Source organism: Cereibacter sphaeroides 2.4.1 (genome assembly GCF_000012905.2).
Lineage (GTDB): Bacteria > Pseudomonadota > Alphaproteobacteria > Rhodobacterales > Rhodobacteraceae > Cereibacter_A > Cereibacter_A sphaeroides.
In genome coordinates, this window is the sequence record NC_007494.2 from 555,344 (window position 1) to 575,679 (window position 20,336).

The following is a 20,336-nucleotide window of genomic DNA, read 5'->3' on the forward strand; positions in this document are numbered from 1 at the left end:
GCCATGAGCGGCAACAGGGTGGTCTGGTCGGAAGGGCTCTTCCTCAGGACCCAGCACTTCCAGCAGCAGGACCGGCACGCGGAGGCGCTGCTGCGCGCGGCGCTCCTTGCCGCGCCCTGGCAGCCCTTCGGCTTCACCCGGCTCGCGCTCGATGCGGCGGCGCTCGACGCAGGCCGCGTGGCGCTCGCCGAGGCGGAGGCGCTGATGCCGGACGGCACGGCCTTCCGCCTGACCGAGGCCGAGCCGCCGCCGGCCGCGGCGCTCCGCCGCGACGGGCCGCCGGGCCTCGTCCAGCTGGCGCTGCCGCTCGAGCAGGAGGGGGCGGCGAGTGTCGATCCCGCCCATGCCGCACCCTCGGGTGCGCGCTACCGGGGCCGGATCGAGGTGCTGCGCGATGCGATCCGCGGCGGCGCCGAGCCCGAGGAGGTGGAGCTCGCGCGGCTCGCCCCGCGGCTGATCGCGCCGGGAGAGCCCGCGGACGGCTGCGTGACGCTGCCCGTGGCGCGCGTCGAGGGGCTGCGCGCGGACGGATCCGTGGCCCTGCAGGAGGGATGGCTGCCCCCTGCCCTCACCATCGGCGCCGTGCCCTGGTATGGCGCGCTGCTTCAGGAGCTGGTGACGGGGCTCGACCGGGTGGCCGATGCCCATGGCGGGCTCGTGCTGGGCGGCGCCGGGCGCTCGATCGAGAACCTGCTGATCCTCGAACTGGCCAACACCGCGCGCCCGCGCCTTGCCCACCTGCTCCAGCAGGCGCAGGAACATCCATCGGCGCTCTATGCCGAGCTGGCCGCGCTCGCCGGGCGGATGGCGACCTACGGCTCCTCCTCGCGCCGGCTGAGCGCGCTTGCGCCCTACGACCATCTCGAGCCACAGCCGGCCTTCGCGGCGCTGGCCGACACGCTGCGTTCGCTTCTTCTGTCGCTGCGCCATGTCGAGCCGAAGTCGCGGGCGCTGCCGGTGGCGCGCCACGCGCAGAACATCTGGAAGGTCCGCATCGACAATCCCGAGATCCTGCGCTCCTCGCGCATCGTGCTGCGCGTGGGCTCGGAGATGTCGGACGAGAGCCTGCGCCGGCTCTTCGCCGATCAGGCGACGGTGGGCGCGGCCGATGCCTTCGAGCGGCTCTGGACCTCGCGCCTGCCGGGCATCCCGCTGAAGCCGCTCCATTCCCAGCCGCGCGAGATCCCCTACGACGGCGAGCGGCTCTGCCTCGAGCTCGACCAGAAATCCGAGCACTGGTCGCAACTCCTCGAGGCGCCGGGCTTCGTGGTGGGGGTTTCGGGCGTGCTCGAGCGCGAGCCGCAGATCGATTGCTATGCGGTGAGCCGATGACCCGCGCAGGCGCCTCCGGCTGGGCATGTCCGCCGTTGGGCGCGGGGCGCCGGGGGACGGGACCATGACGCGGGAGGACGATCCGTTCGGTCTGGCGACCGATGCCGCCCGCACCCGGATCAGGCCTTCTCCCGCCGAACGGGCGCGCCGGGCCGCGGCCGGGCCTGCTCCGGCCGAGGTGGGCGCTGTGGCCCCGGTCCGCCCGGCCCACGGAAGGACCCATGCCAATCCGCTTGTCGCGAGCTTCGCTCTCCTCCTCGAACTCGCGCCCGCGCTGGAAGGCACCGCCCCGCCGCAGGAGCCGGGGATGCTGCGTGCGCGGCTCCGCGACGGCCTGACCGAAGCCCGCGACCGGAGCGTGGCGCAGGGCGTGCCGCTGGCGCGCGCCGACCGCGCCGCCTGGTTCGTGGCGGCGCTCCTCGACGATCTGGCCCTGAACACGCCCTGGGGTGCGGCCAGCGGATGGCCGCGCCAGCCGCTCGTGACCGAGCTGTCGGGCGAGGTCGATGCGGGCACCCGCTTCTTCGACCGGCTCGAAGAGCTCGCGCGCCATCCGACGCTCGACCCGCAGCTGCTGGAGCTGGCCTGGCTCTGCCTGTCGCTCGGCTTTCGCGGCAAGCACCGGACGGGGCGGGAGGGCGGCGAGAGCGCGCTCTTCGCGCTCCGCACCGGCGTAGCGCGCCTTCTGCGCAATCCGGAGGCTGCGGCCGCGCCGCTCTCGCCGCACTGGGAGGGGGTCGCCGCTCCCGACGCGCCGCGCCGCTTCGCGGTGCCGGTCTGGACGGTGGGCCTTGCGGCGCTTGCGCTGATGGCCGCCCTTTACACGGGCCTCTCGCTGCAACTGTCGGCGCGGGCCGAGAAGCTCTTCGATCTGGCGGCCCTCGTGCCGCCGGCCGAGCGCGCGGCCCTGTTCCGCCCCCCGCGCGAAACGGTCGCGCCGCCCCCCGAAATCCGGGTAGAGCCGGTGGTGATCGAGCTCCTGCCCGCCTTCCGCGCCTGCGCCCCCGCCGCCACCGCGGCCGCCCTTCAGGGCCGCGAGGATGCGCAGCTCACCATCCTGACGCTTCAGGGCACCGACCCCGAGCTGTTCCGCTCGGCCCGCGCCGAGGTGAACGCGGATTATGCGCCGCTGGTGGCCTCGGTCGCGGCCGTCCTCGCGGAGAACCGCGAGCTGGTGGGGGCGGTCCGTGTGATCGGCCACACGGACAATGTGCCGGTCCAGCGCAGCAATCCCTTCGCCTCGAACCAGGGCCTGTCCGAGGCCCGCGCCGCCACCCTCGCGGCCCTCCTCGTCGAGGGCGGCGTGCCCGCGGGGATCGTCACCGCCGAGGGCCATGCCGACAGCGAGCCCGTCGCCGACAATGCCACGCGCGCGGGCCGGGCGCAGAACCGCCGCGTCGAGATCCGCATCGAGAAGAGGCTCTAATGCGCGCGCTCCGCCTCCTCCTCGCCGCCCTGACCTCGCGGACGCTCTGGACCTTCCTCGGGCTCGCGCTCCTCTGCGGGCTGGTCTGGCAGTTCGGCGCGCTGGTCTCGGTGGGCGAGACGGTGCCGCTCGCCTCCGACCTCGCGCGCGGGCTGGTCGTGGGCTGCATCGCGGTGGGCTGGCTTCTGTCGCTGCTGGCAGCCCAGCTGCGGGCGGCGCGCAGGAACCAGCTCTTCGTGACCGAGCTTGCGGCGCCCGCGCCCGCCGCCCCCGATCCCGGCGCGGCGGCCGTGGCCGAGGTCGGGGCGCGGTTCCGGCAGGTGATGGCCGAGATGAAACGCTCGCGCGTGGGCGGGCGGCGCTTTCTGCGCGACATGCCGTGGTATCTGCTGATCGGCCCGCCCGGCACCGGCAAGACCACGGCCCTGCGCCAGTCGGGGCTGCATTTCCCGATCGATCCCGGCGACGACCTGCAAGGCGTGGGCGGCACGCGGAACTGCGACTGGTTCTTCACCGAACAGGCCGTGCTGGTGGACACCGCCGGGCGCTACGTCCAGCAGCAGAGCGATCCCGAGGCCGATGCGGCGGAATGGTCGGGTTTTCTGGACCTTCTGAAGCGCCACCGCGGGCGGCGGGCGCTGAACGGCGTGATCGTGGCCCTGTCGATGACCGAGCTCCTTGGGCCCGAGCCTGCGCTGCGCGCTCATGGCCGCGAGATCCGCAAGCGGCTGAGCGAGCTCGGCCAGAGGCTCCAGATCCGCCTGCCGGTCTATCTGATGGTGACGAAGGCCGACCTCGTGCCGGGCTTCGAGACCTTCTTCGCGCCCCTGCCCGCGCGCGGGCGCGAGCAGGTCTGGGGGGCGACGCTCGCGCCCGACGAACGTCCCGAGGGCGGGGCGGTCGACCGCGAGGCCCGGGCGCTCTGGCAGGAACTCGAGGCCCGCGTCGGGCCGCGGCTGGCCGAGGAGGCCACGCTGGCCGACCGGGCCGAGATCTTCCGCTTCCCCGCGCGGATGGCCGAAGTCGAGGCGCCGCTGCGGGTGCTGATCGCCACCCTCTTCGGCGAGAGCCGCTACGAGGACAGCCCCTGGCTCCGCGGCTTCTACTTCACCTCGGCCACGCAGGAGGGCTCGCCCATCGACCGGATGCTCGGGGATCTGGCGGGCGCCTTCGGCCTCAGCGCGCCCGCGCCTCCCCGCCGGGCGCGGGGCGAGACACGCTCCTATTTCCTGCACGATCTTCTGGCGAAGGTGATCTTCCCGGAAGCCGGGCTCGGTCGCCTCGACCGGGCGGCGGAGGAGCGGCGCCGCTGGCTCTGGCGCGGCTCGGTGGCGGGCGCGGCGCTCGCCACGGCGGTGGCGGGGCTGGGGTTCCTTCTCTCGTTCCTCGGCTGGTCGGGCGCCATCGAGGATCAGGCGCGGCTGACCGCGGATCTCTCCGCCCGGCTGGCCAATGTGGCCGCGCGGCAGGCGCCGACCGAGCCGCTGGACCTTCCCCTCGCGCTGGAAGCCGCGACTGCCGCGGACGCCGCGCGCACGGAGCCGCCCTCGGGCCCCTTCGCCCTCATCGGCCCCTCGGCTGCGGCCGAGATCGAGCGGGCGGGCACCATCGCCTACGAGCGCACGCTGGCCAATGTGCTTGCGCCGCGGATGGTGGCGCTGCTCGAGGCCTCGATGTGGCGGCAGGTGCGCGATCCCGACGACATGCTGGGCGCGCTCAAGGCCTATTTCATGCTCACCGGCCTCGCGCCCTACGACCGCGACTTCCTGACCGGCTGGCGGCAGGAGCAGCTGCCGCAGCAGGCGGTGCTCGACCCGTTCCCGACCGAGGCGGCCCGCTGGCACCAGCTGGCCGCGCTTTCCCTTTTCGGCACGCAGGGCGACCCCATCCCGCCCGACGAGGAGCTGGTGGCGGCGGCGCTGGCCAGCATCTGCACCATCCCCCTCGCGGCCCGCGCCTATGGCGCGCTGATGCAGGATCCCGCGGTCACGGGCCTGCCCGACTGGATCCCGGGCGACCGCGCCGGGCCGAACGGCGCGAGGATCTTCACCCGCCTCTCTGGCAAGACGCTGCGGGTGGGGCTGCCCGGCGCCTTCACCTTTGCGGGCTTTCACGAGACGATCCTGCCGCTCGTGCCCGAGGTGGCCGCGCAGGCCACGCTCGACCGGACCCTCTTTGCGGGCGGCTGCGGCGGCAGCGCCGGGGCCTCGGCCGCCACGCTCGAGGCGGACATCCTGAAGCTCTATTCCGACGATTTCATCGCGCGCTGGGATGGGCTTCTGCGCGACATCCGGCTGGCGCCGCTGACGGACTTCGCCACCGCCACTGCGGCGATGAAGGATCTGGCGAGCCCCGACAGTGCGCTGAAGCGGCTGCTCGCTGCGGTCGTGGCCGAGACCGACCTCACGCGCGTTCCCGCCCCAGATGCGGCGCCGCCCGAGGGTCTCCTCAAGGCCGCCGGCAAGAAGCTCGGGAAGGTGGGCAAGCTCGTGAAGGGGGCCGCGGCGCTGTCGGCGGGCTCCGCTCCGCCCACGGAGCCGCCGGGGCAGGCGGTGGCGCGCCATTTCGAGCCGCTGAAGGGGATGATCGCCGAGGTGGAGGGGGTGCCGCCGCGGATCGGGGATGCCGAACTCGCGCTCGGCGCGCTGGCCAATGCGCTTCAGACCGCGGCGGCCAATCCCGATCCGCAGGCGGCGCTGACCGCGCAGGGGGGGCTTGCCACGCTGACCGGCGGGCTGACCGAGGTCGCCGCCCGCCTGCCGCCCCCCATCGGCGCCTGGCTCGAGGGGCTGGCCACGGACACGGCCAGCGTGACGCGCGAGGCGGCGATCGCTCGGCTGAACGCGCGCTACCGGGCCGACATCCTGCCCTTCTGCCGCGCCGCCACCGCGGGCCGTTATCCGTTCGAGCCGGGCTCGGCCATCGATGTGAACACAGCCGATTTCCAGCGCCTCTTCGGGCCCGGCGGCCTCTTCGACGGCTTCACGGGCGACGCGCTCGGGCCCTGGATCGATACGACGCGGCACCCTTGGGCCTGGCGCGCCGATCTGGGGCTCGATGCCCGGAGCCTCGCGCCCTTCGAGGCCGCCCGGCGGATGCGCGACGGTCTCTTCGCCGGAGGCATCGGCCCGGTGATGGGCTTCCTGCTTCAGGCGACGGACCTGTCGCCCAATGCCGCCCGGGTGACGCTGAGCCTCGACGGCCAGCAGCTTGTCTACATGAATGCGGCCACGCCCCCCGTGGGCATGACCTGGCCCGGCCAGAACGGAACGAACCTCATCGTGCTCTCCTTCACGCCGCTCGACGGGTCGGCCGAGGCGGTGACCTCGGAATCCGGCGCCTGGGCCTGGCTCCGGCTGATCGGCAAGGGCAGCCTCGCGCCCACCGCGCAGCCCGACCTGTTCCGGCTGCGCCTTGCCGCCGGAGCCTATGCCGCGCGCTTCGATCTCCGGGCGAATTCGGTGGAGAACCCGCTCGACCTCAGGCTCTTCGGCGGGTTCCGCTGCCCGGATGGCTTCTGAGCGCGCCATGGCCGGGTTCTTCGGCAAGCTGCCGTCCACCGGCGATTTCGTGACGCGCGGCCTCTCGCCCGCCTTCCGCGCGGCCTGGGACGGCTGGATCACGCGCCATGTCGCGGGCCGGCTCGGCGCGGGTCCCGAGGGCGGGCTGCGGGTGCGGCTCCGCTCCGGCGGGCGGGTCGCGGGGGGCGTGGTGCTGCCCGGCCGCGACCGGATCGGCCGGAGCTTCCCGCTCTCGCTCCTTCTGGTGGCGGACGGGCTGCCCGGACCGGACGGCCTCGATCCGTGGTGCGAGGCGGCCCGGGCGGCGGCCGCCGTCCACCCGGAGCCGGACGCGCTCTGGCAGGCGCTGAGCGATATTCCTGTCCCGGAAGGCGACGCCGCAGCGGCCGCGCCGCTCCTTCTCTGGACGGGTAAGGCCAGCGCCGCCTGCGATCCCCGCGACCCGGCGGAGGCCCTCGGGAGGCTCCTCGGAACCGGCTGACCGGCACCGTCAGTTCAGGTTGATCTTCGAGCCCTTGCCGGTGATCTCGCCGCCGGCCTTGAGGTTGATCTTGCCCGAGGCGTCCAGCGTGATGTCCTTGCCCTTGAGGACGATGGTGCCGTCCTTCTTCAGCGTGATCTCGGCCGAGCCGCATTTCAGGGTGATCTCGTCCTTGACGTCGAGCGTGTAGCTCTTGCCCACGCCGATGCCCATGGCGCCGTCGGCCTTCTGCAGGTCGTCCTTGGCCACCTGCGTGGCGCGGGAGCCGCCGACGGTGGTCACCTGATCCGAGCCGGTGCTGACCGTCTGTTTCGCCCCCACCGTCACCGACTGGTCCGCGCCGACCGAGACGGTCTGCGACCCGCCCACGGTCCAGCCGTCGTCGGCGCCCACCGAATGGGTCTGACCCGCGCCTACCGAGACGCTGCGGCTTGCGGCGATGGTGTTGGTCTGGACCGCGCCGACCGAGCGTGTCTCGGCCCCGCCGACACTGTCGGTGCGCGCCGCCCCGACCGTCACCGTCTGGGCGATGCCGACCGTCTGGGTGTGGTTCATGCCGATGGTCTCGGTCGCATTCCGCGCCACCGCGATCGTCTCGTCCGCGCCGACCCGCAGCGCGCGGTTCGCGCCCACGCTCTCGCTGTCGTCGACGCCGATCGAGACGGTGCGGTTCCGGCCCACGCTCGTGTCCTTGTCGTTGCCCACGCTCTCCCTGCGGTCGTGCGCCACGGACTGCACGGCGTCATGGCCCACATCCTCGGCGAAATCATGGCCGATGGTGCGGCTCTCGTCGTTCTTGATGAGCTCGGTATGGTCCTTCTGCGCCTGGAAATAGACCTCCTCCGCACCCGCCTTGTCCTCGAAGCGCAGCTCGTTCCAGCCGCCGCCTCCGGGCGAGGAGTGCGACTTCCAGCCCGACTGGGTGGCCTGGCCCGGCAGGCCGTAGGGCGGCATCTGCTCGGCATTGTAGACCCGGCCCGTGACGATGGGGCGGTCGGGATCGCCCTCGATGAAATCGACGATGACCTCCTGCCCGATCCGGGGGATCTGGATAAACCCCCAGCCGGCCCCGGCCCAGGTCTGGCTCACGCGGACGAAGCAGGAGGAGGCCTCGTTGCGGGCGTCGAGCCGGTCCCAGAAGAAATGCACCTTCACCCGCGCATATCTGTCGGTGAAGATCTCCGCGCCCGCGGGCCCGACCACGAGGGCGGTCTGCGGCCCCTTCATCACCGGGCGCGGGGTGCGCCGCTCGGGCCGGTAGGGGACGCGGGCGGGGACGAGCGACAGATCCACCTCGTAGCCCACCTCGGCGCGCGACTGACCCGAGCGGAACTGATCGTCCCAGAGCCGGTAGCGGCAGGCGGTGACGAGATAGTCGTCGTTCTCCGCCTCGCGCGGGAAGAGATCGAGCCGGAAGATCCGGCCCGGCCAGAGCGGCCGCGCGGTGCCGCGGGCCTCGATGCGCACCTGCGGCGCCTGCGCCTCCTCCAGCCGGAGCCGGGACAGCCGGTCGCCCGCGGGGAGGGTGCGGTAATCCCCGGGCCAGCGATAGTGCTCGGCACCGTCGGCCGCATGGCCGAGCGGATTTTCGGCGCGGCTCGTCAGGTCCGACGAGGGCTTCTCGAAATCGTAGTCGCCCTGCGAGACCTTTCCCGGCCGGATATGCGCCCGGGGCAGCCAGGCGGTGATGAAGTCGCCGTCGCGGAAGCTCACCCGGCTGTCGGGCTCGTAGGGCAGGATCTCGGCCCCCGGCGCGGGCGCGAGCCGGGCATTCGTGTCGAAGAGGACGAGCCTGTGGCCCTCTGCCTCATGCTCGAAGAAATAGCCGATCCCCTCATGCTCCATCAGCCGCTGCACGAAATCGAGATCGGTTTCGCCATACTGCACGCAGTAGTCGCGCGGCGGATAGCTGGCCTGCAGCCTGAAATCCCAGTCGAGGCCGGGGATCTCCCCCAGGACGGCCTCGAGGATCTCGGGCACCGAGCGGTCCTGGAAGATCCGGTTGTCGCGCCGCAGGCCGAGGAGCGCCATGGAGGGCTCCATCGTCAGCCGGTAATGGGCATGGTCGTCGCGGATCTCGTCCAGCCCGAAGGCGGTGGCAATGCCGTGGAAATGGCGCGGCACCTCGCCCCGCACCGTCACCAGCACCGGCGTGCCGAGGATGTCGGCCGCGCCGAGATCGAGCGACTTGCTGGCGAGGAGCAGCTCGTAGCGGAACGGGCGCCCCAGCCCGTCCTCGCCCTCGAGCGCCGAGAACCACAGATCCTCGGTCGCGGCGGGAAGGGACAGGGTGATTTCGCGGGCCTCGGACATGGGCTTTCCCTTCGTTTCACAGGACCTGCGGACAGGCGAGCCCGCGCACGAGTCGTCGCACCGAGAGCGGGTTCGGCGCCGCGTCGAAGGCGGCTTCGAGAAAGAGCCGCGCACCGCCGGAGCGCAGGTCGATGAGGAACCGCAACCCGCCCTCGCGGGGCCGCAACCGGAAGGGCTCGAGGAGCCGGAGGAGGCCCCAGGGCCCCGGCGCCGCCAGCCGCGCCGCGCCCTCGGGCGTGCGGAAAGCGATCTCGGCGCCGCGGTCGGGCTGCAGGCCGGGCCAGTCGAGCCGCAGGCTGTCGCTCGTGGTGGTGACGGGGCCACCCTGCCCGCCCAGCATCACCGCGGCCGTGCCCCGCTCGGCCAGAGCGGTGAGCGTGAGCGTCCTCGGCCCGGTCAGGCCGGGACCTGCGGCGCTCGCCCGTTCGAGGAAGGCCGCGCTGTCGGGCGAAAGCCCGGCGAAGCGCGCCTCGGGCTTCCAGCGCCAGGGGCTGGCGCTCCGGTCGAGATAGGGCGCGGCGCGCGCCGCCACGAAGGCCGCGAGCGCCCCGTTCCGGCCCAGAAGCCGCTCCACCCCGGCGGGGTCGGCGTCGGCCCCCTCGGCGAACGGATAGCGCCCGTCGAGCGTCGCGCGACAGAGCGGCAGCACTTCGGCCTGCCACGCCGCCGTCAGCGGGTTCGTGAGACCCGCGGCCTGCGCCGAGCCCGCCTGCGCCAGCAGATCCTCGATGATCTCGACCACCAGCGCGGGCGCCTGCCGCAGCGTGGCGATGCTGCGCGCCCGGTCCTCGGCCTGCATCAGCCGCTGGAGACCCGTCGGACTGTCGCGGTCGAGGCCCCCCAGAGCCGCATTCAGCGCCGCAAAGAGCGCGGCGATCCGTGTCATGCCGCCCTGATCCACGAACTGACGCGTCGGCCCGAAGACGGCCGCGATCTTCAGCTGCAGCGCATGGGGCCTCAGCGGATCCTCGCCGCCCACCTGATGCCAGACCTCGCGCAGAAGCTGCGTGAGCGGCGACTCGGGTCGCGCCAGCGCGCCCGAGACCCGCACGGCCGTGTCGGCGGTCCGGAAGGGCACCACGCGCAGATCGGCGAGCAGGGCCTGCCACCGGGCGAGCGTCTCGGCCTGCAGAAGCTCCAGTACGCGGTCGGCGCTGGCGTTGCTCTCGGCGGTCGGCCGGTCGAGCAGCCGCGCCTCGCGCCGCGCCGCCTGCACCGCCAGCCCGGCGCCGCGGTCGCGGGCGTAGGTCCAGCCCGCCGCCGTGAAGAGGCCGGGGACCGGCGCGTCGAGCGCGGCCCCCGACCGACGGATCACCACGGCTGCGAGCCCCGGCACCGCCGCCTCCGCTTGCCACGGCGGAAGCGCCGCCGCGCCTTCCGAGCGCAGGAGTTCGAGCCAGGCGCGGTCGGCCTCGGACGCTTCGGCGGCAAAGGCGCGGGCCTGCGCCAGAAGATCGGCATCCGGCTGCGGCAGGGGTCCCTCGGGCGGCGCCAGCTGCCGCACATGCCGCGCGAGGCCCCGCATCTCCGCCGGAGCCGCGCGACGGTCGAGCCAGCCTGCCAGCCAGGCAGGCGACCAGTCAGCCGCGCCGCTCAGGATCGCCCAGGCCCGCACCGTGTCATAGCTCGCCGCCGGATCGGCCTCCGAGGCGATGGCCTCCTCGACGGCCTGCACCAGAACCGCCGGCAGCGCGGCTTGCACTTCCGCGCGGTAGGCTGCCTCGGCACCGGCCGCCGCGTCGAAGCCGAGAGGCCCCGCGGCCAGCGCGACCGGCGCCTGCTGCACCTCGGTCGCGACACCGGACGCCGCATCCGCGAGCGTGTCGAGCCGCGCGCGGAGCGGCAGGGCCGCCGCCTCCGCAGCACGGGCCTCGAAGGCCTCGGCCAGCCTGTGATGGAAGCTCCATTCGACATGCAGCGCCCAGCCCGCCACCGCGAACCCGAAGGAGGCGGCCAGAACCGCCGCGATCCCGCGCCAGCTTTCCACGGCGGTCGGCTGGAGGCGTGTCCGCCGGGCCTCCAGCCGGTCAAGGCAGGCCTGCAGGAACGGCTGCACCGGCGCGAAGGCGGGCCCGGCCTCGGCGGCGCTGCGGAGGAAGCGGCGCAGGTCCGGCTCGCCCAGAGCGCGACCGTCGAAGAGCTGCGCCCGCGCGGCCGCTTCCCACAGACGCAGGTCGAGGCTCGGGTTCGCGCGCGCCTGCCGGTCGATCACCAGCGCCAGCGCATAGCGCGCGGGCGGCACCGCGGCCGCGGGAACCTCACCTGCAAGCGCGCGCCCGAACCGGTCGAGATGCGCCCGGGCCTCGGCCGCCAGCGCTGCGGGAGGATCACGCCTCCGGCCCAGCTCCTCGGCGAAGGCCAGCGCGGGGGCCGCGGCGCGGGCGAACGGATCGGAGGCGGGGCCTCGGGCGAGATCCTGCGGCATCAGATCCGCCCCTCCGCACGCCAGCGGCGCAGCGTCTCTTCGCCGACCTCGAAATGCATCGAGTCCTCGCGGTTATAGGCCGCGCCCCAATACCAGCCCTCATCGTTGAAATATTCGGCGAGGTAGAGAAGCCCCGCCTGCGTGCCGCCATCGGCGAACGGATCGAGCACGCCTTCGAGCGTCAGGTCGATGGCCGTGCCCCAGGAATGGTTCGAGATCGAGCTCGTGGATCCCCGGACGAACCGCGCACAGAGGGCGCCGGCGGTGCCGACCTTGGCATGGATGTCGGGATCGGACTGCCTGAGCCGCTCGAGCACCCGGGCCAGACTGTCGAGCGCGGGGCGGATCATGCTGACCGTGATCGGCCCGACGGTGCGTGTCTCGAGAAGCGCCTTCAGACGCGGCGCGGTGACCGGCTGGCAGGCGGTGCTATAGCTCTCGCGCGGGGGGCCGAGCAGTTCGAGCATCACGCGGTTCTTCGGCTGGGTGACGCCCTTGTTGAAGCGCGCGCGGGCCAGCTTGACCTCTTCCGTCAGCGCCTCGGAGGGCGGCTCATCGAAGGCCTCGCCGGCGAAGGGATCGGCGGCCACGACGGGCTCGCTCCGGTTCGCGACGAGGCTCAGGCTGTCGCGCAGCTGCGCCACCTCGGCGGTCAGGGCGGCGATCCGCCCGTCGAGCGCCCCCCGCGCCGCATCCGCCTCCGTCAGGGCCGCCTCGAGCCGCTTCAGGCGCAGTTCGGTCGCGCCATCGGCCGTGCGCAGAAGGCTCGTCACCACCGCGAAGGCCATCGCCGCCACCACGAGGCCGATGGCGACGATCAGGGGCCCGGCGAGGCTGCCGCGCTGCATGGCTCAGCCCTCCGCCACGTCAACCACCACCACCGAGACATTGTCGGGCCCGCCCGCATCGAGCGCCGCGCGGACGAGCGCGAGGCAGGACTCGTAAGGCCCCACCGCCGACGCCAAATGCCCCTCAAGGACGGGATCGGCCACGCAATGGGTGAGCCCGTCCGAGCAGAGCAGAAGCCGGTCGCCGGCTGCGATCTCCAGCGCGACCGTCTCGACCTCGACCGTATCGGAGGCCCCCACCGCTCGGGTGACGAGGTTCGCCTCGGGATGGAGGGCGGCAGCGGCCGGATCGAGGTGGCCTGCGTCCACAAGCGCCTGCACGACGCTGTGATCGCGGGTGAGCGCGCTCAGGCGGCCCGCGCGCAACAGATAGGCCCGGCTGTCGCCCACCCAGGCGACATGGGCCGTGGTGCGGGCGATGAGCAGGGCCACGACCGTAGCCCCCATCTGCCCGACCTCTGCCTTCCGCGCGTGCGCGCGGATGGCGGCATTGGCAGCCTCGAGCCCCGCCACCAGCATCCGCCGGGGCTCGCCGCCCTCGGGGATCGTCTCGAGATGGTCGATCACGATATCGGCCGCCACATCGCCCTGCCCGTGGCCGCCCATCCCGTCCGCCACGGCCCAGAGCTGGCCCGCGGGGTCGGTCAGGATCGCATCCTCGTTCCGCGCGCGCCGGTGGCCGCGGTGGGTGATGCCCCAGCCCTCGACCCGCAGCCCGGCACGGGGCACGACCGTCGTCGGCGCCTTCATCGCGCGGGCCCTCGGGGCGGGACGCGCGGCCGTCGCACTTCCGGCAGGGTCATGGCGGCTGGTCCAAATGGGTGAAACCAATGCGCGTTCATGATAGCCTGACTCAGTGATTTCAGCTTGTCCTTTTTGCGGGAGGACCGCGATGGCCCGCCGAGCGACCCTGACGCGCCGGATCTGCGCGCTTCTTCTGGCGAGCCTCGCCGCTGCCCCGACCGGGGCCGGCGCAGAGGGCCTGACCGATGCGGAGCTTCTCGGGCTTTTCCACCGGCAGCGCGACGCCTTCGCGGCGGCCCGGAGCGGCAATGGTCAGGCGCGCGGGCTGAAGCTCGTGACGGTGGACCGGATCGGGCCGGCGCCCGCCATGGCCGATGTGCCGGACAGCCTCGGGGCGCCCGCGGGGGAGGATCCCGGCCTTCGGCCGACGGCCTCGACCGACAGCGCGCCGGGCGAGACCGGGCGGCCGGTCCTCGGCCTGCCGCAGGGGGCCGACCGGCTGGCCGCCGCGGATCCGCCGCCCGAGGGGCGTGAGACGGCGGAAGTCTCTCCTGAGAGCTTCGGCCTTCTCGATCCGGCGCTGCAGGTCAATGTGCGCATCCATTTCGCCTTCGACTCGGCGGTGCTGGCCGCGGATCAGACGCCGCTTCTCGCGCAGCTCTGCACGGTGATGAAGGCGAGCGACATCCGCCTGTTTCAGATCGTGGGCCACACCGATGCGGCGGGCAGCGAGGCCTACAACCAGCAGCTCTCGCTCCTGCGGGCCGAGGAGGTGCGCCGCTACCTGACCGGCCCCTGCGGCATCGCGCCGGAACGGCTGCGCGCCGTGGGGATGGGCGAGCGGTTCCTGGCCGACAAGAAGGACCCCCGCAGCGGCGAGAACCGGCGGGTCGAGTTTCAGGCGCTGAGCTAGACCACCGGCATCGGCCCGCTCGCGCGGCGGCCGCGGTAGATCGAGCGGACGAAGGCAGAGGCCTCCGCATCGAGATCGGCAAGGGCAAGCCCCAGCTCCGCGCGCAGCCTGCGGCCGAGGCGGGCGATGGCCGCCCTCCGGCCGGCCTCGGTGTCATGGGCAGGCAGGATCTCCTCCTGCCAGAAGCGGGCGAACCAGCCGTAATCGGCGACGCGCGCCGGATCGAACCCGTCGAGCGCCACCATCGCGCAGCCGAGACGGGCACCGAGAAGGGCCCAGTCGCCATGCGCGACATCGATGCCGACCGAGCACCAGATGCGCAACCGCTCGTGGTTCGCGGCCCCGACATGGCGCAGGAGCGCCTCGCCCCGCGGCAGGTCCGGATGGACGTCATAGGCGAGCCGCCCGCCGCCGAGGTTCAGCTTCACCCCTTCGCGGAACCCGGCGCGGAAGGCCTGCGCCGGCGTCCCGGTGACATGCACCTCGGAGAGCACCCGGTTGATCTGGAAGTAGGGCACCGTCCAGCAGAAGTCGACCGCCGCCTCGGGCCGTCCGGCATGTTCGTGCGTGCGCAGCCCGAGGAGCGTGGCGCGGGGCCAGAGCTTGACGCCGCCATTGCCATATTCGAGCCCGTTGATCGCGTTCCGGGCGCTGAAGGACAGGACCGAGCCCAGATCGCGCGGAGACAGGTCGAGGCGCCCCGCGAAGAAGCCGGGATCCGTCACCAGATTGTCCGCATCCACGGTGAAGACATGGGCCGAGGTTGCGATCTCTCCCGCCCGCCGGTGGGCGGCATCGAAGCCGCGCACGCCATGGACCCGGCGCGTCCGCGGCACCGCGGCGGCGAGATGGGCGAAATGCGCCTCGGCGTTCGGCTCGTCGAAGCTCAGGAACACCACGTCGCAGGCGGCCAGATCGATCATCTCTCCCACTCCGCACGGGTGCCGAGATGGACGATCGCCGCCGGCTGCCATTTCGACAGGAGCACGGCGCGGCGGCGCGCGAGATAGGCGGGCCAGTCGCCCGACCCGAGCGGCGCGTTGGCGGCAGCGTTGGGCAGCGTGTCATAGGCAAGGCCCGCCCCCCGCAGGCCGCGGAAATCCACGAGATCCACGACCAGCACCGGCACCATCTCCTGTTCACGCGCCACCTCGCGCGCGACCGGCAGGAGAGGCTCGATCTCGGGCCAGTCGAGGCCAGTCAGATCGACGAGCATGATGGCGAGGGGTCGGTCCTGCCGGGCGACCCCGGCGATCACCGGGCTGTCCGCGGTGAAGGGCCAGGCGGCCGCGTCCGGATCGAGCGGCGGCTCTGCCGGAGGCGCCGGCATCAGACGAGCGGCCCCACGCGGCCGGGCGGCGCTTGGGCGAGGAGCGCCGTGAAGAGGTCGCGCCAAATGGCGCCGACGAGGCGGCGGTCGCGCGCCGCGGCGAGCGCGCCCGCAGCGGCGCCCCGCTCGGCCCAGACCTGCGGGCCCTCCGCCAGCGCCGTGGCCAGCACCTCATCGAGCGGGCGGGCGGGATCGTGGAGCCAGCCGGTCCGCCCGGTCTCGACCACGTCGCGGAGGCCCGGAAGGTCGGGCCCGAGGACGCCCCTTCCCAGCGTCTGCGCCAGCACCGCCGAGCCGGAGGTAAGCGATTGCACATAGGGCAGCACCACGAGATCGGCGGCGGCATGGCACTCGGCCAGCCGCTCGGGCGTGGCGAAGTCGGGCAGGAGGAGGAGCCGCGGATCGGGCGCCCCCGGCGGCAGGACGCCGGGCAGCGCCTGCCCCGCAAGGATCAGCCGGTCCTCGGGGGCAGCAACACGGCAGAAGGCCTCCACCAGTGCCGCGGGGCGCTTGTAGGCCGCGAGACGGCCGGGCAGCAGCAGGACCATGCGCGCCCCGGCGAGCCCCAGCGCCGCCCGCGCCGCGGACCTGTGCAACACCGGATAGGCGCCCTCATAGCCCGCATGTGGAACGATCCGCAGCCGCTCGGGCGGCAGCGGCAGGGCCGCGCGCGCGGCCGCCACCGCCGGCAGCGAATGCAGGTGGATCACGTCTGCCAGCCGCAGAAGCCCGCGGCGCAGGTCCGCGACGGCCCCGGCCATCCGGGGATCGCGCGGTTCGAGATTGTGGAGCGTCCAGACCACCCGTCCGCCGCGGCCCCGGAACCGCTCGAGATCGTCGAGGAACCGCTCGACCGGGCCTGCGGCCACCACCGCATGTTCCCAGTGCAGATGGAAGATCATCCGCCCGCCCGCCACCTTCGCCTGCCGGTCGAGCGCCTCGGCAAGGGGCGCGGGCTCGGGCGCGAGCGTCGGGCCCAGCCCCTCGTAGAGCAGCGTCTGATAGGGATTGGTGTCCCGGTAGTCCGGGAACCAGCAGAGCGGCACGGGACGGGCGGGCGGCGGCTCGAACATGGATCGAGCGTCCCACGTCCCGCGCCCGCAGGCGAGAGATTTCTCCGCCCATACGCCGCCAGCCGAAGCCCTCGGCCAGCGGCTGCGGCTCCGACCCGCAGGCGGCCGCTCCGTCCCTCGGACATCGGGCGCCGTGCTGCCCAGGCGACGCGCGCGGCGCTTGACGGAAATGCGCATCTGACGTCTACTTTTCAGGGCGCGAGCCTCTGTCCGCGCGATTTGAGGTGAGTCATTATGCCCAAGTGGATGCTGGGCCGGGCCCTGACGCTGGTCGGGTTGCTCGGCGTCACGATCGGCGGGGCGGCCGCCCAGACACCCGACAGCCGGGCCTTCGCCACCGAGGCCGCCGCGCGCGCCTACCTGCGACAGAACCCGGCCGGACCGATGGCCAAGGCCGCCTTCCTCGCGCTGGTGGAGTTCCGCCTCATGCGCGCCCATCCGGGCCTCAGCCGCGCGGAGATCATCGCGGGCTTCGCCCGTGCCCCGGCCGCGCCGCAGAGCCCCGCGCGGACGGGCGGCGGGCGCGACAGCTCCAACGCGATGTATTAGGAGGCGGTCATGCCCGGGGCAGAGCAGCGATGGCCGGCGCGGGCGGCTCTCCTGCTCGTGCTGATCGCTGCGGCCGGGCTGGCGCGGGGGCAGGAGACACCCTCCGGCCCGCCGCCGCGGGTAGCGATGGTGGTCGGCAATTCCGCCTATCAGAACGTGCCGGCCCTGCCCAATCCCGCGGGCGACGCGGAACTCGTGGCGGAGAAGCTGTGGGAATCGGGCTTCGAGGTCATCGAGACGGTGGACGCCGACCGCGAGACCATGCTCGCCGATCTCGCGACCTTCCGCAGCCGCCTGCGCGAGGGCAGCGAGGCGCTCTTCTTCTACGCGGGCCACGGGGTGCAGATCGGCGGGCGGAACTACCTGCTGCCGGTCTCGGTCGCCCCTTCCTCGGTCGAGGACCTGAAGGCGCAGGCCATCGATGCGCAGCTCTTTCTCGATGTGATGGCGCAGTCGGGCGCGCGGCTGACGCTCGTGCTGCTCGACGCCTGCCGCAACAATCCGTTCCTCGACATTCCCTCCGACGGCGCCGAGGCCATCGCCACCCGCGCCCTCTCGATCGGCGCCTCGCGTGCGGCGGTGGAGCGGGGGCTCCGCGATCTGGCGGCGGCCAGCCGGGGCGGTCTGGCCGAGATGTCGGCCGGTCGCGGCGAGGCGCTCATCAGCTTTGCCACCGCGCCCGGACAGGTCGCCTTCGACGGGCGCGGACGGCACAGCCCCTATACCAGCGCGCTCGCCGGCAGCATCGACGAGCCGGGGCTCGAACTCGTCGACCTCTTCCGCCGGGTGCGGGGCGCGGTGCGCGAGGCGACCGGCGGGCAGCAGATCGCCTGGACGGCGAGCACGCTCGAGAGCCGCTTCTATTTCAAGCCGCCAGCCGACGATCTGCGCTCTGCCACCACCGGCATGAGCACCGGGTCGGACACGCTCGGCGCGCTGCCGCCACGGCGGGTGGTGGACCGCACCTTCTGGCGCGCAATCCGCGACACGGACCGGCTCGACGCCTTCACCGCCTATGTCCGCACCATGCCGGACGGCGCCTTCGTCGCCGAGGCGAAGGAGAAGATCCGCAGCCTCGGCGGCGATCCCGAGGCGATCCCGGTCTCGGACCTGTCGCTGCCGGAGCGGCCGCGCGGCTTCGTGTTGGCCGATCCTGCGGCGCAGGCCGATCTCGCGGCGACGCTCGACCGGGCGCCCGCATCGGTGCCCATCGGAACGGGGGCGGCCCGCATCGGCGCCGCAGCCGGCAGGGCGGGCTGGGTTCATGTGGCCGCAGCCCCGCGTCTCGGCGCGGTCTCGGCCGGCGGCACCCGCCTCGAGGCGGGCTCGGTGCGCTGGATGGAGGCGGACCAGCCGCTCGACTACCTCCCCGGCATCGGCTCGAACGGCGGGCTCGACAGTCTCCGGGCCGAAGCCCTGCGCGAGGGCGGCACGACCGAACCCCTTGAGGCTGCGGTCGAAACCTATGTCGACGCCTGCGACATGCTCGCGGGCAACCCCTACGACAGCCAGCGCGTCACTGCCGGCACGCGCCAGTTCATCCTCGACCGCAACCACGACGCCGCCATCGCGGTCTGCGAGATCGCCGTCGCGCGCCATCCGGAGGTGGTCCGGTTCTGGGCCGAACTCGCGCGCAGCTACCGCGCCGCGGGCCGCTACGAGGAGGCGCTCCACTGGCAGCAGAAGGCGGTCGACGCGGGCTATGCCTCGGCGATGGTCTATCTCGGGCAGATGTTCCTCGACGGCCAGGCCGTGCCGCAGGACTTCGACCGTGCGCGGGAGCTGTTCGAGGCGGCCGATGCCCGCGGCGAGACGGCGGCGCTGACGGCGCTGGCCTGGATCCACCGGGCGGGGGTGGGTGTGCCGGAGGATCCGGCCCGGGCGCTCGACTTCTACCGGCAGGGGGCGGCGCGCGGCAACGACTGGGCGATGACCAACATCGGCGAGTTCTACCAGAAGGGCCTGAGCGTCGCCCGGGATCCGGCCGAAGCGGTGCGCTGGTATACGGCCGCGGCCAAGAGCGGCGAGCTGACCGCCCAGACGCGGCTCGCGCGGATGTATCAGACCGGCGACGGCATTGCGGTGGATGAGGCGCAGGCCCGCTTCTGGTTCGAGACCGCCGCGGGCCGGGGCGTGCCGAATGCGCTGACCCGTCTCGGCCTCATGTATGAGCAGGGTCAGGGGGTGGACCGGGATCTCGAGGCAGCGGCGCGTCTTTACGGCCGGGCGGCTGCCGAGGGCGACGCCGAGGCCTGGCTGCGGCTGGGCCGGCTCGAAGCCTCGGACGCGCCGCTGTTCGACCGGCCCGAGCGCGCCCTGCCGCTGCTGGAGAAGGCGCTCGCGGCGCAGGTGCCGGGCGCCGCGCGCGAGCTCGGGCGTCTCTACGAGACGGGGCGCGGCGTGACGAAGGATCTGGCCCGCGCCCGCGCGCTCTATGTGCAGGAGGCGGGCGCGAACCCCTGGGCCGCGCGCGACGCCGGGCGCGCCTTCGCCTCGGATGAGGGCGCGCCCGCCGATCCGGCGCAGGCGGCCCGCTGGTATCGGGCCGCGGCCGAGGGCGGGGTTCCGTGGGCGGCTCTCGATCTCGGGCGGCTCTACGAGACCGGCCGCGGTGTGCCGCAGGACCGGACCGAGGCGCTGGTCCTCTATGCCGCGGCCGCGCGTCCCGGAGGCGATGCCAGGGCGGCCGACGCCGCCCGCCGCGCCGCCGCCGGCTATTCGGCCGAGGAGACGATCCGGGCAGCGCAGCTGCTGCTTGGTCGCCTCGGCGCCGAGGTGGGCGCGCCCGACGGCCGGATCGGCCCCGCGACGCGGGACGCGCTCGCCCGCGTCTTTGCCGCGCAGGGGCGGGCCGCGCCCGGCACCCGCATCGACTTCGACCTGCTGGCCGAGCTTTCGGCGATGGATGAGGAGAGACTGCCATGACCCGCCGCACGCCTGCGCTTCTTGCCGCCTTCCTCGTGCTCGCGGCCTGCGCCGAGACCACCGGGCCTGCCCCGGTGCCGATCGGCGCCGAGGTCGCCCGGCTCTCGGCCCTGGGCTTCAGGGCGCAGGGCACCACCGCGGAGGGGACGCAGGTCCTGCGCTATGCGGGGCCGGTGACGGCGGCGGTCGCCTGCCGCTCGGGCACGGGCGCGACCTTCCACACCCCGCCGGCACAAAGGGTCCGCGGCGACGGCGCGCGGCAGCGGCTGGAGCTCGACGCCTATCTGATGCTGACGCCGGGGCCGGACGGGATGCTCTCGGCCCGCGAACGCGACGGCCTCTATGTCGTCACCATCGCCACCCGCCTCCGGGGCCGCACCACCACCGAATCCATCGCCTTCGGGCCGGGCGAGAGCGGCAGCTTCCGCTCGGGAATGACCTGCCGTCCGACCTGAG

General features: G+C 73.5%; 15 protein-coding genes. 8 read left to right on the plus strand and 7 right to left on the minus strand.

Features of this window, described 5'->3' with window-relative positions:
* Window positions 1-3: 3 nt before the first annotated feature.
* From tssK to RSP_RS18085, 4 genes are all read left to right on the plus strand, one after another.
* Window positions 4-1,332, plus strand: a complete 1,329-nt coding sequence (gene tssK / locus RSP_RS18070; RefSeq protein ID WP_011339350.1) for a type VI secretion system baseplate subunit TssK — start codon at window positions 4-6, stop codon at window positions 1,330-1,332.
* Window positions 1,333-1,396: 64 nt separating this feature from the next.
* Window positions 1,397-2,758 carry a type VI secretion system protein TssL, long form gene (gene tssL, locus RSP_RS18075; RefSeq protein WP_017140386.1) on the plus strand — a complete coding sequence of 454 codons (1,362 nt, stop codon included), beginning with the start codon at window positions 1,397-1,399 and terminating at the stop codon, window positions 2,756-2,758.
* A complete protein-coding gene (gene tssM, locus RSP_RS18080; protein WP_011339352.1) occupies window positions 2,758-6,279 on the plus strand; it encodes a type VI secretion system membrane subunit TssM in 3,522 nt (1,173 codons plus the stop codon). The genes tssL and tssM overlap by 1 nt, the downstream gene beginning before the upstream one ends.
* A 7-nt stretch (window positions 6,280-6,286) precedes the next feature.
* Complete coding sequence (locus tag RSP_RS18085; RefSeq protein WP_023004209.1) at window positions 6,287-6,760, plus strand: TagF domain-containing protein; 474 nt, start codon at window positions 6,287-6,289, stop codon at window positions 6,758-6,760.
* A 9-nt stretch (window positions 6,761-6,769) separates the two neighbouring features.
* Here RSP_RS18085 and tssI read toward each other — a convergent pair whose 3' ends face one another.
* From tssI to RSP_RS18105, 4 genes are read right to left on the minus strand one after another with little or no spacing between them, the layout of a single operon-like run.
* On the minus strand, window positions 6,770-9,073 hold the full coding sequence (gene tssI / locus RSP_RS18090) for a type VI secretion system Vgr family protein (protein WP_011339354.1): 2,304 nt from the start codon (window positions 9,071-9,073) through the stop codon (window positions 6,770-6,772).
* Between the two features lie 16 nt (window positions 9,074-9,089).
* The gene (locus RSP_RS18095) at window positions 9,090-11,498 is read right to left on the minus strand and encodes an ImcF-related family protein (protein WP_011339355.1); all 2,409 of its coding nucleotides are present in this window, start codon (window positions 11,496-11,498) and stop codon (window positions 9,090-9,092) included.
* Window positions 11,498-12,346, minus strand: coding sequence for a M15 family metallopeptidase (locus RSP_RS18100; protein ID WP_011339356.1), 849 nt, complete (start codon window positions 12,344-12,346; stop codon window positions 11,498-11,500). The genes RSP_RS18095 and RSP_RS18100 overlap by 1 nt, the downstream gene beginning before the upstream one ends.
* A gap of 3 nt (window positions 12,347-12,349) precedes the next feature.
* On the minus strand, window positions 12,350-13,096 hold the full coding sequence (locus RSP_RS18105) for a PP2C family protein-serine/threonine phosphatase (protein WP_011339357.1): 747 nt from the start codon (window positions 13,094-13,096) through the stop codon (window positions 12,350-12,352).
* Window positions 13,097-13,238: 142 nt separating this feature from the next.
* Here RSP_RS18105 and RSP_RS18110 point away from each other — a divergent pair, with 142 nt between their 5' ends.
* On the plus strand, window positions 13,239-14,003 hold the full coding sequence (locus RSP_RS18110; RefSeq protein WP_011339358.1) for an OmpA family protein: 765 nt from the start codon (window positions 13,239-13,241) through the stop codon (window positions 14,001-14,003).
* Here RSP_RS18110 and RSP_RS18115 read toward each other — a convergent pair.
* Genes RSP_RS18115 through RSP_RS18125 form a run of 3 tightly spaced genes read right to left on the minus strand, consistent with a single transcriptional unit; the run spans window position 14,000 to window position 16,406 of the window.
* Complete coding sequence (locus RSP_RS18115) at window positions 14,000-14,926, minus strand: hypothetical protein (RefSeq protein ID WP_011339359.1); 927 nt, start codon at window positions 14,924-14,926, stop codon at window positions 14,000-14,002. The two genes, RSP_RS18110 and RSP_RS18115, sit on opposite strands and share 4 nt — an antisense overlap.
* Window positions 14,923-15,333, minus strand: a complete 411-nt coding sequence (locus RSP_RS18120) for a hypothetical protein (RefSeq protein WP_011339360.1) — start codon at window positions 15,331-15,333, stop codon at window positions 14,923-14,925. The genes RSP_RS18115 and RSP_RS18120 overlap by 4 nt, the downstream gene beginning before the upstream one ends.
* Window positions 15,333-16,406: a glycosyltransferase gene (locus tag RSP_RS18125; RefSeq protein WP_017140387.1), complete on the minus strand. Its 1,074-nt coding sequence runs from the start codon at window positions 16,404-16,406 to the stop codon at window positions 15,333-15,335. The genes RSP_RS18120 and RSP_RS18125 overlap by 1 nt, the downstream gene beginning before the upstream one ends.
* A gap of 234 nt (window positions 16,407-16,640) precedes the next feature.
* On the opposite strand from RSP_RS18125, the gene RSP_RS18130 reads away from it, so the two are divergent.
* From RSP_RS18130 to RSP_RS18140, 3 genes are read left to right on the plus strand one after another with little or no spacing between them, the layout of a single operon-like run.
* The gene (locus RSP_RS18130; RefSeq protein WP_017140388.1) at window positions 16,641-16,955 is read left to right on the plus strand and encodes a hypothetical protein; all 315 of its coding nucleotides are present in this window, start codon (window positions 16,641-16,643) and stop codon (window positions 16,953-16,955) included.
* A gap of 9 nt (window positions 16,956-16,964) precedes the next feature.
* On the plus strand, window positions 16,965-19,880 hold the full coding sequence (locus RSP_RS18135) for a caspase family protein (RefSeq protein WP_011339362.1): 2,916 nt from the start codon (window positions 16,965-16,967) through the stop codon (window positions 19,878-19,880).
* The gene (locus RSP_RS18140) at window positions 19,877-20,335 is read left to right on the plus strand and encodes a hypothetical protein (protein ID WP_011339363.1); all 459 of its coding nucleotides are present in this window, start codon (window positions 19,877-19,879) and stop codon (window positions 20,333-20,335) included. The genes RSP_RS18135 and RSP_RS18140 overlap by 4 nt, the downstream gene beginning before the upstream one ends.
* Window position 20,336 lies beyond the last annotated feature (1 nt).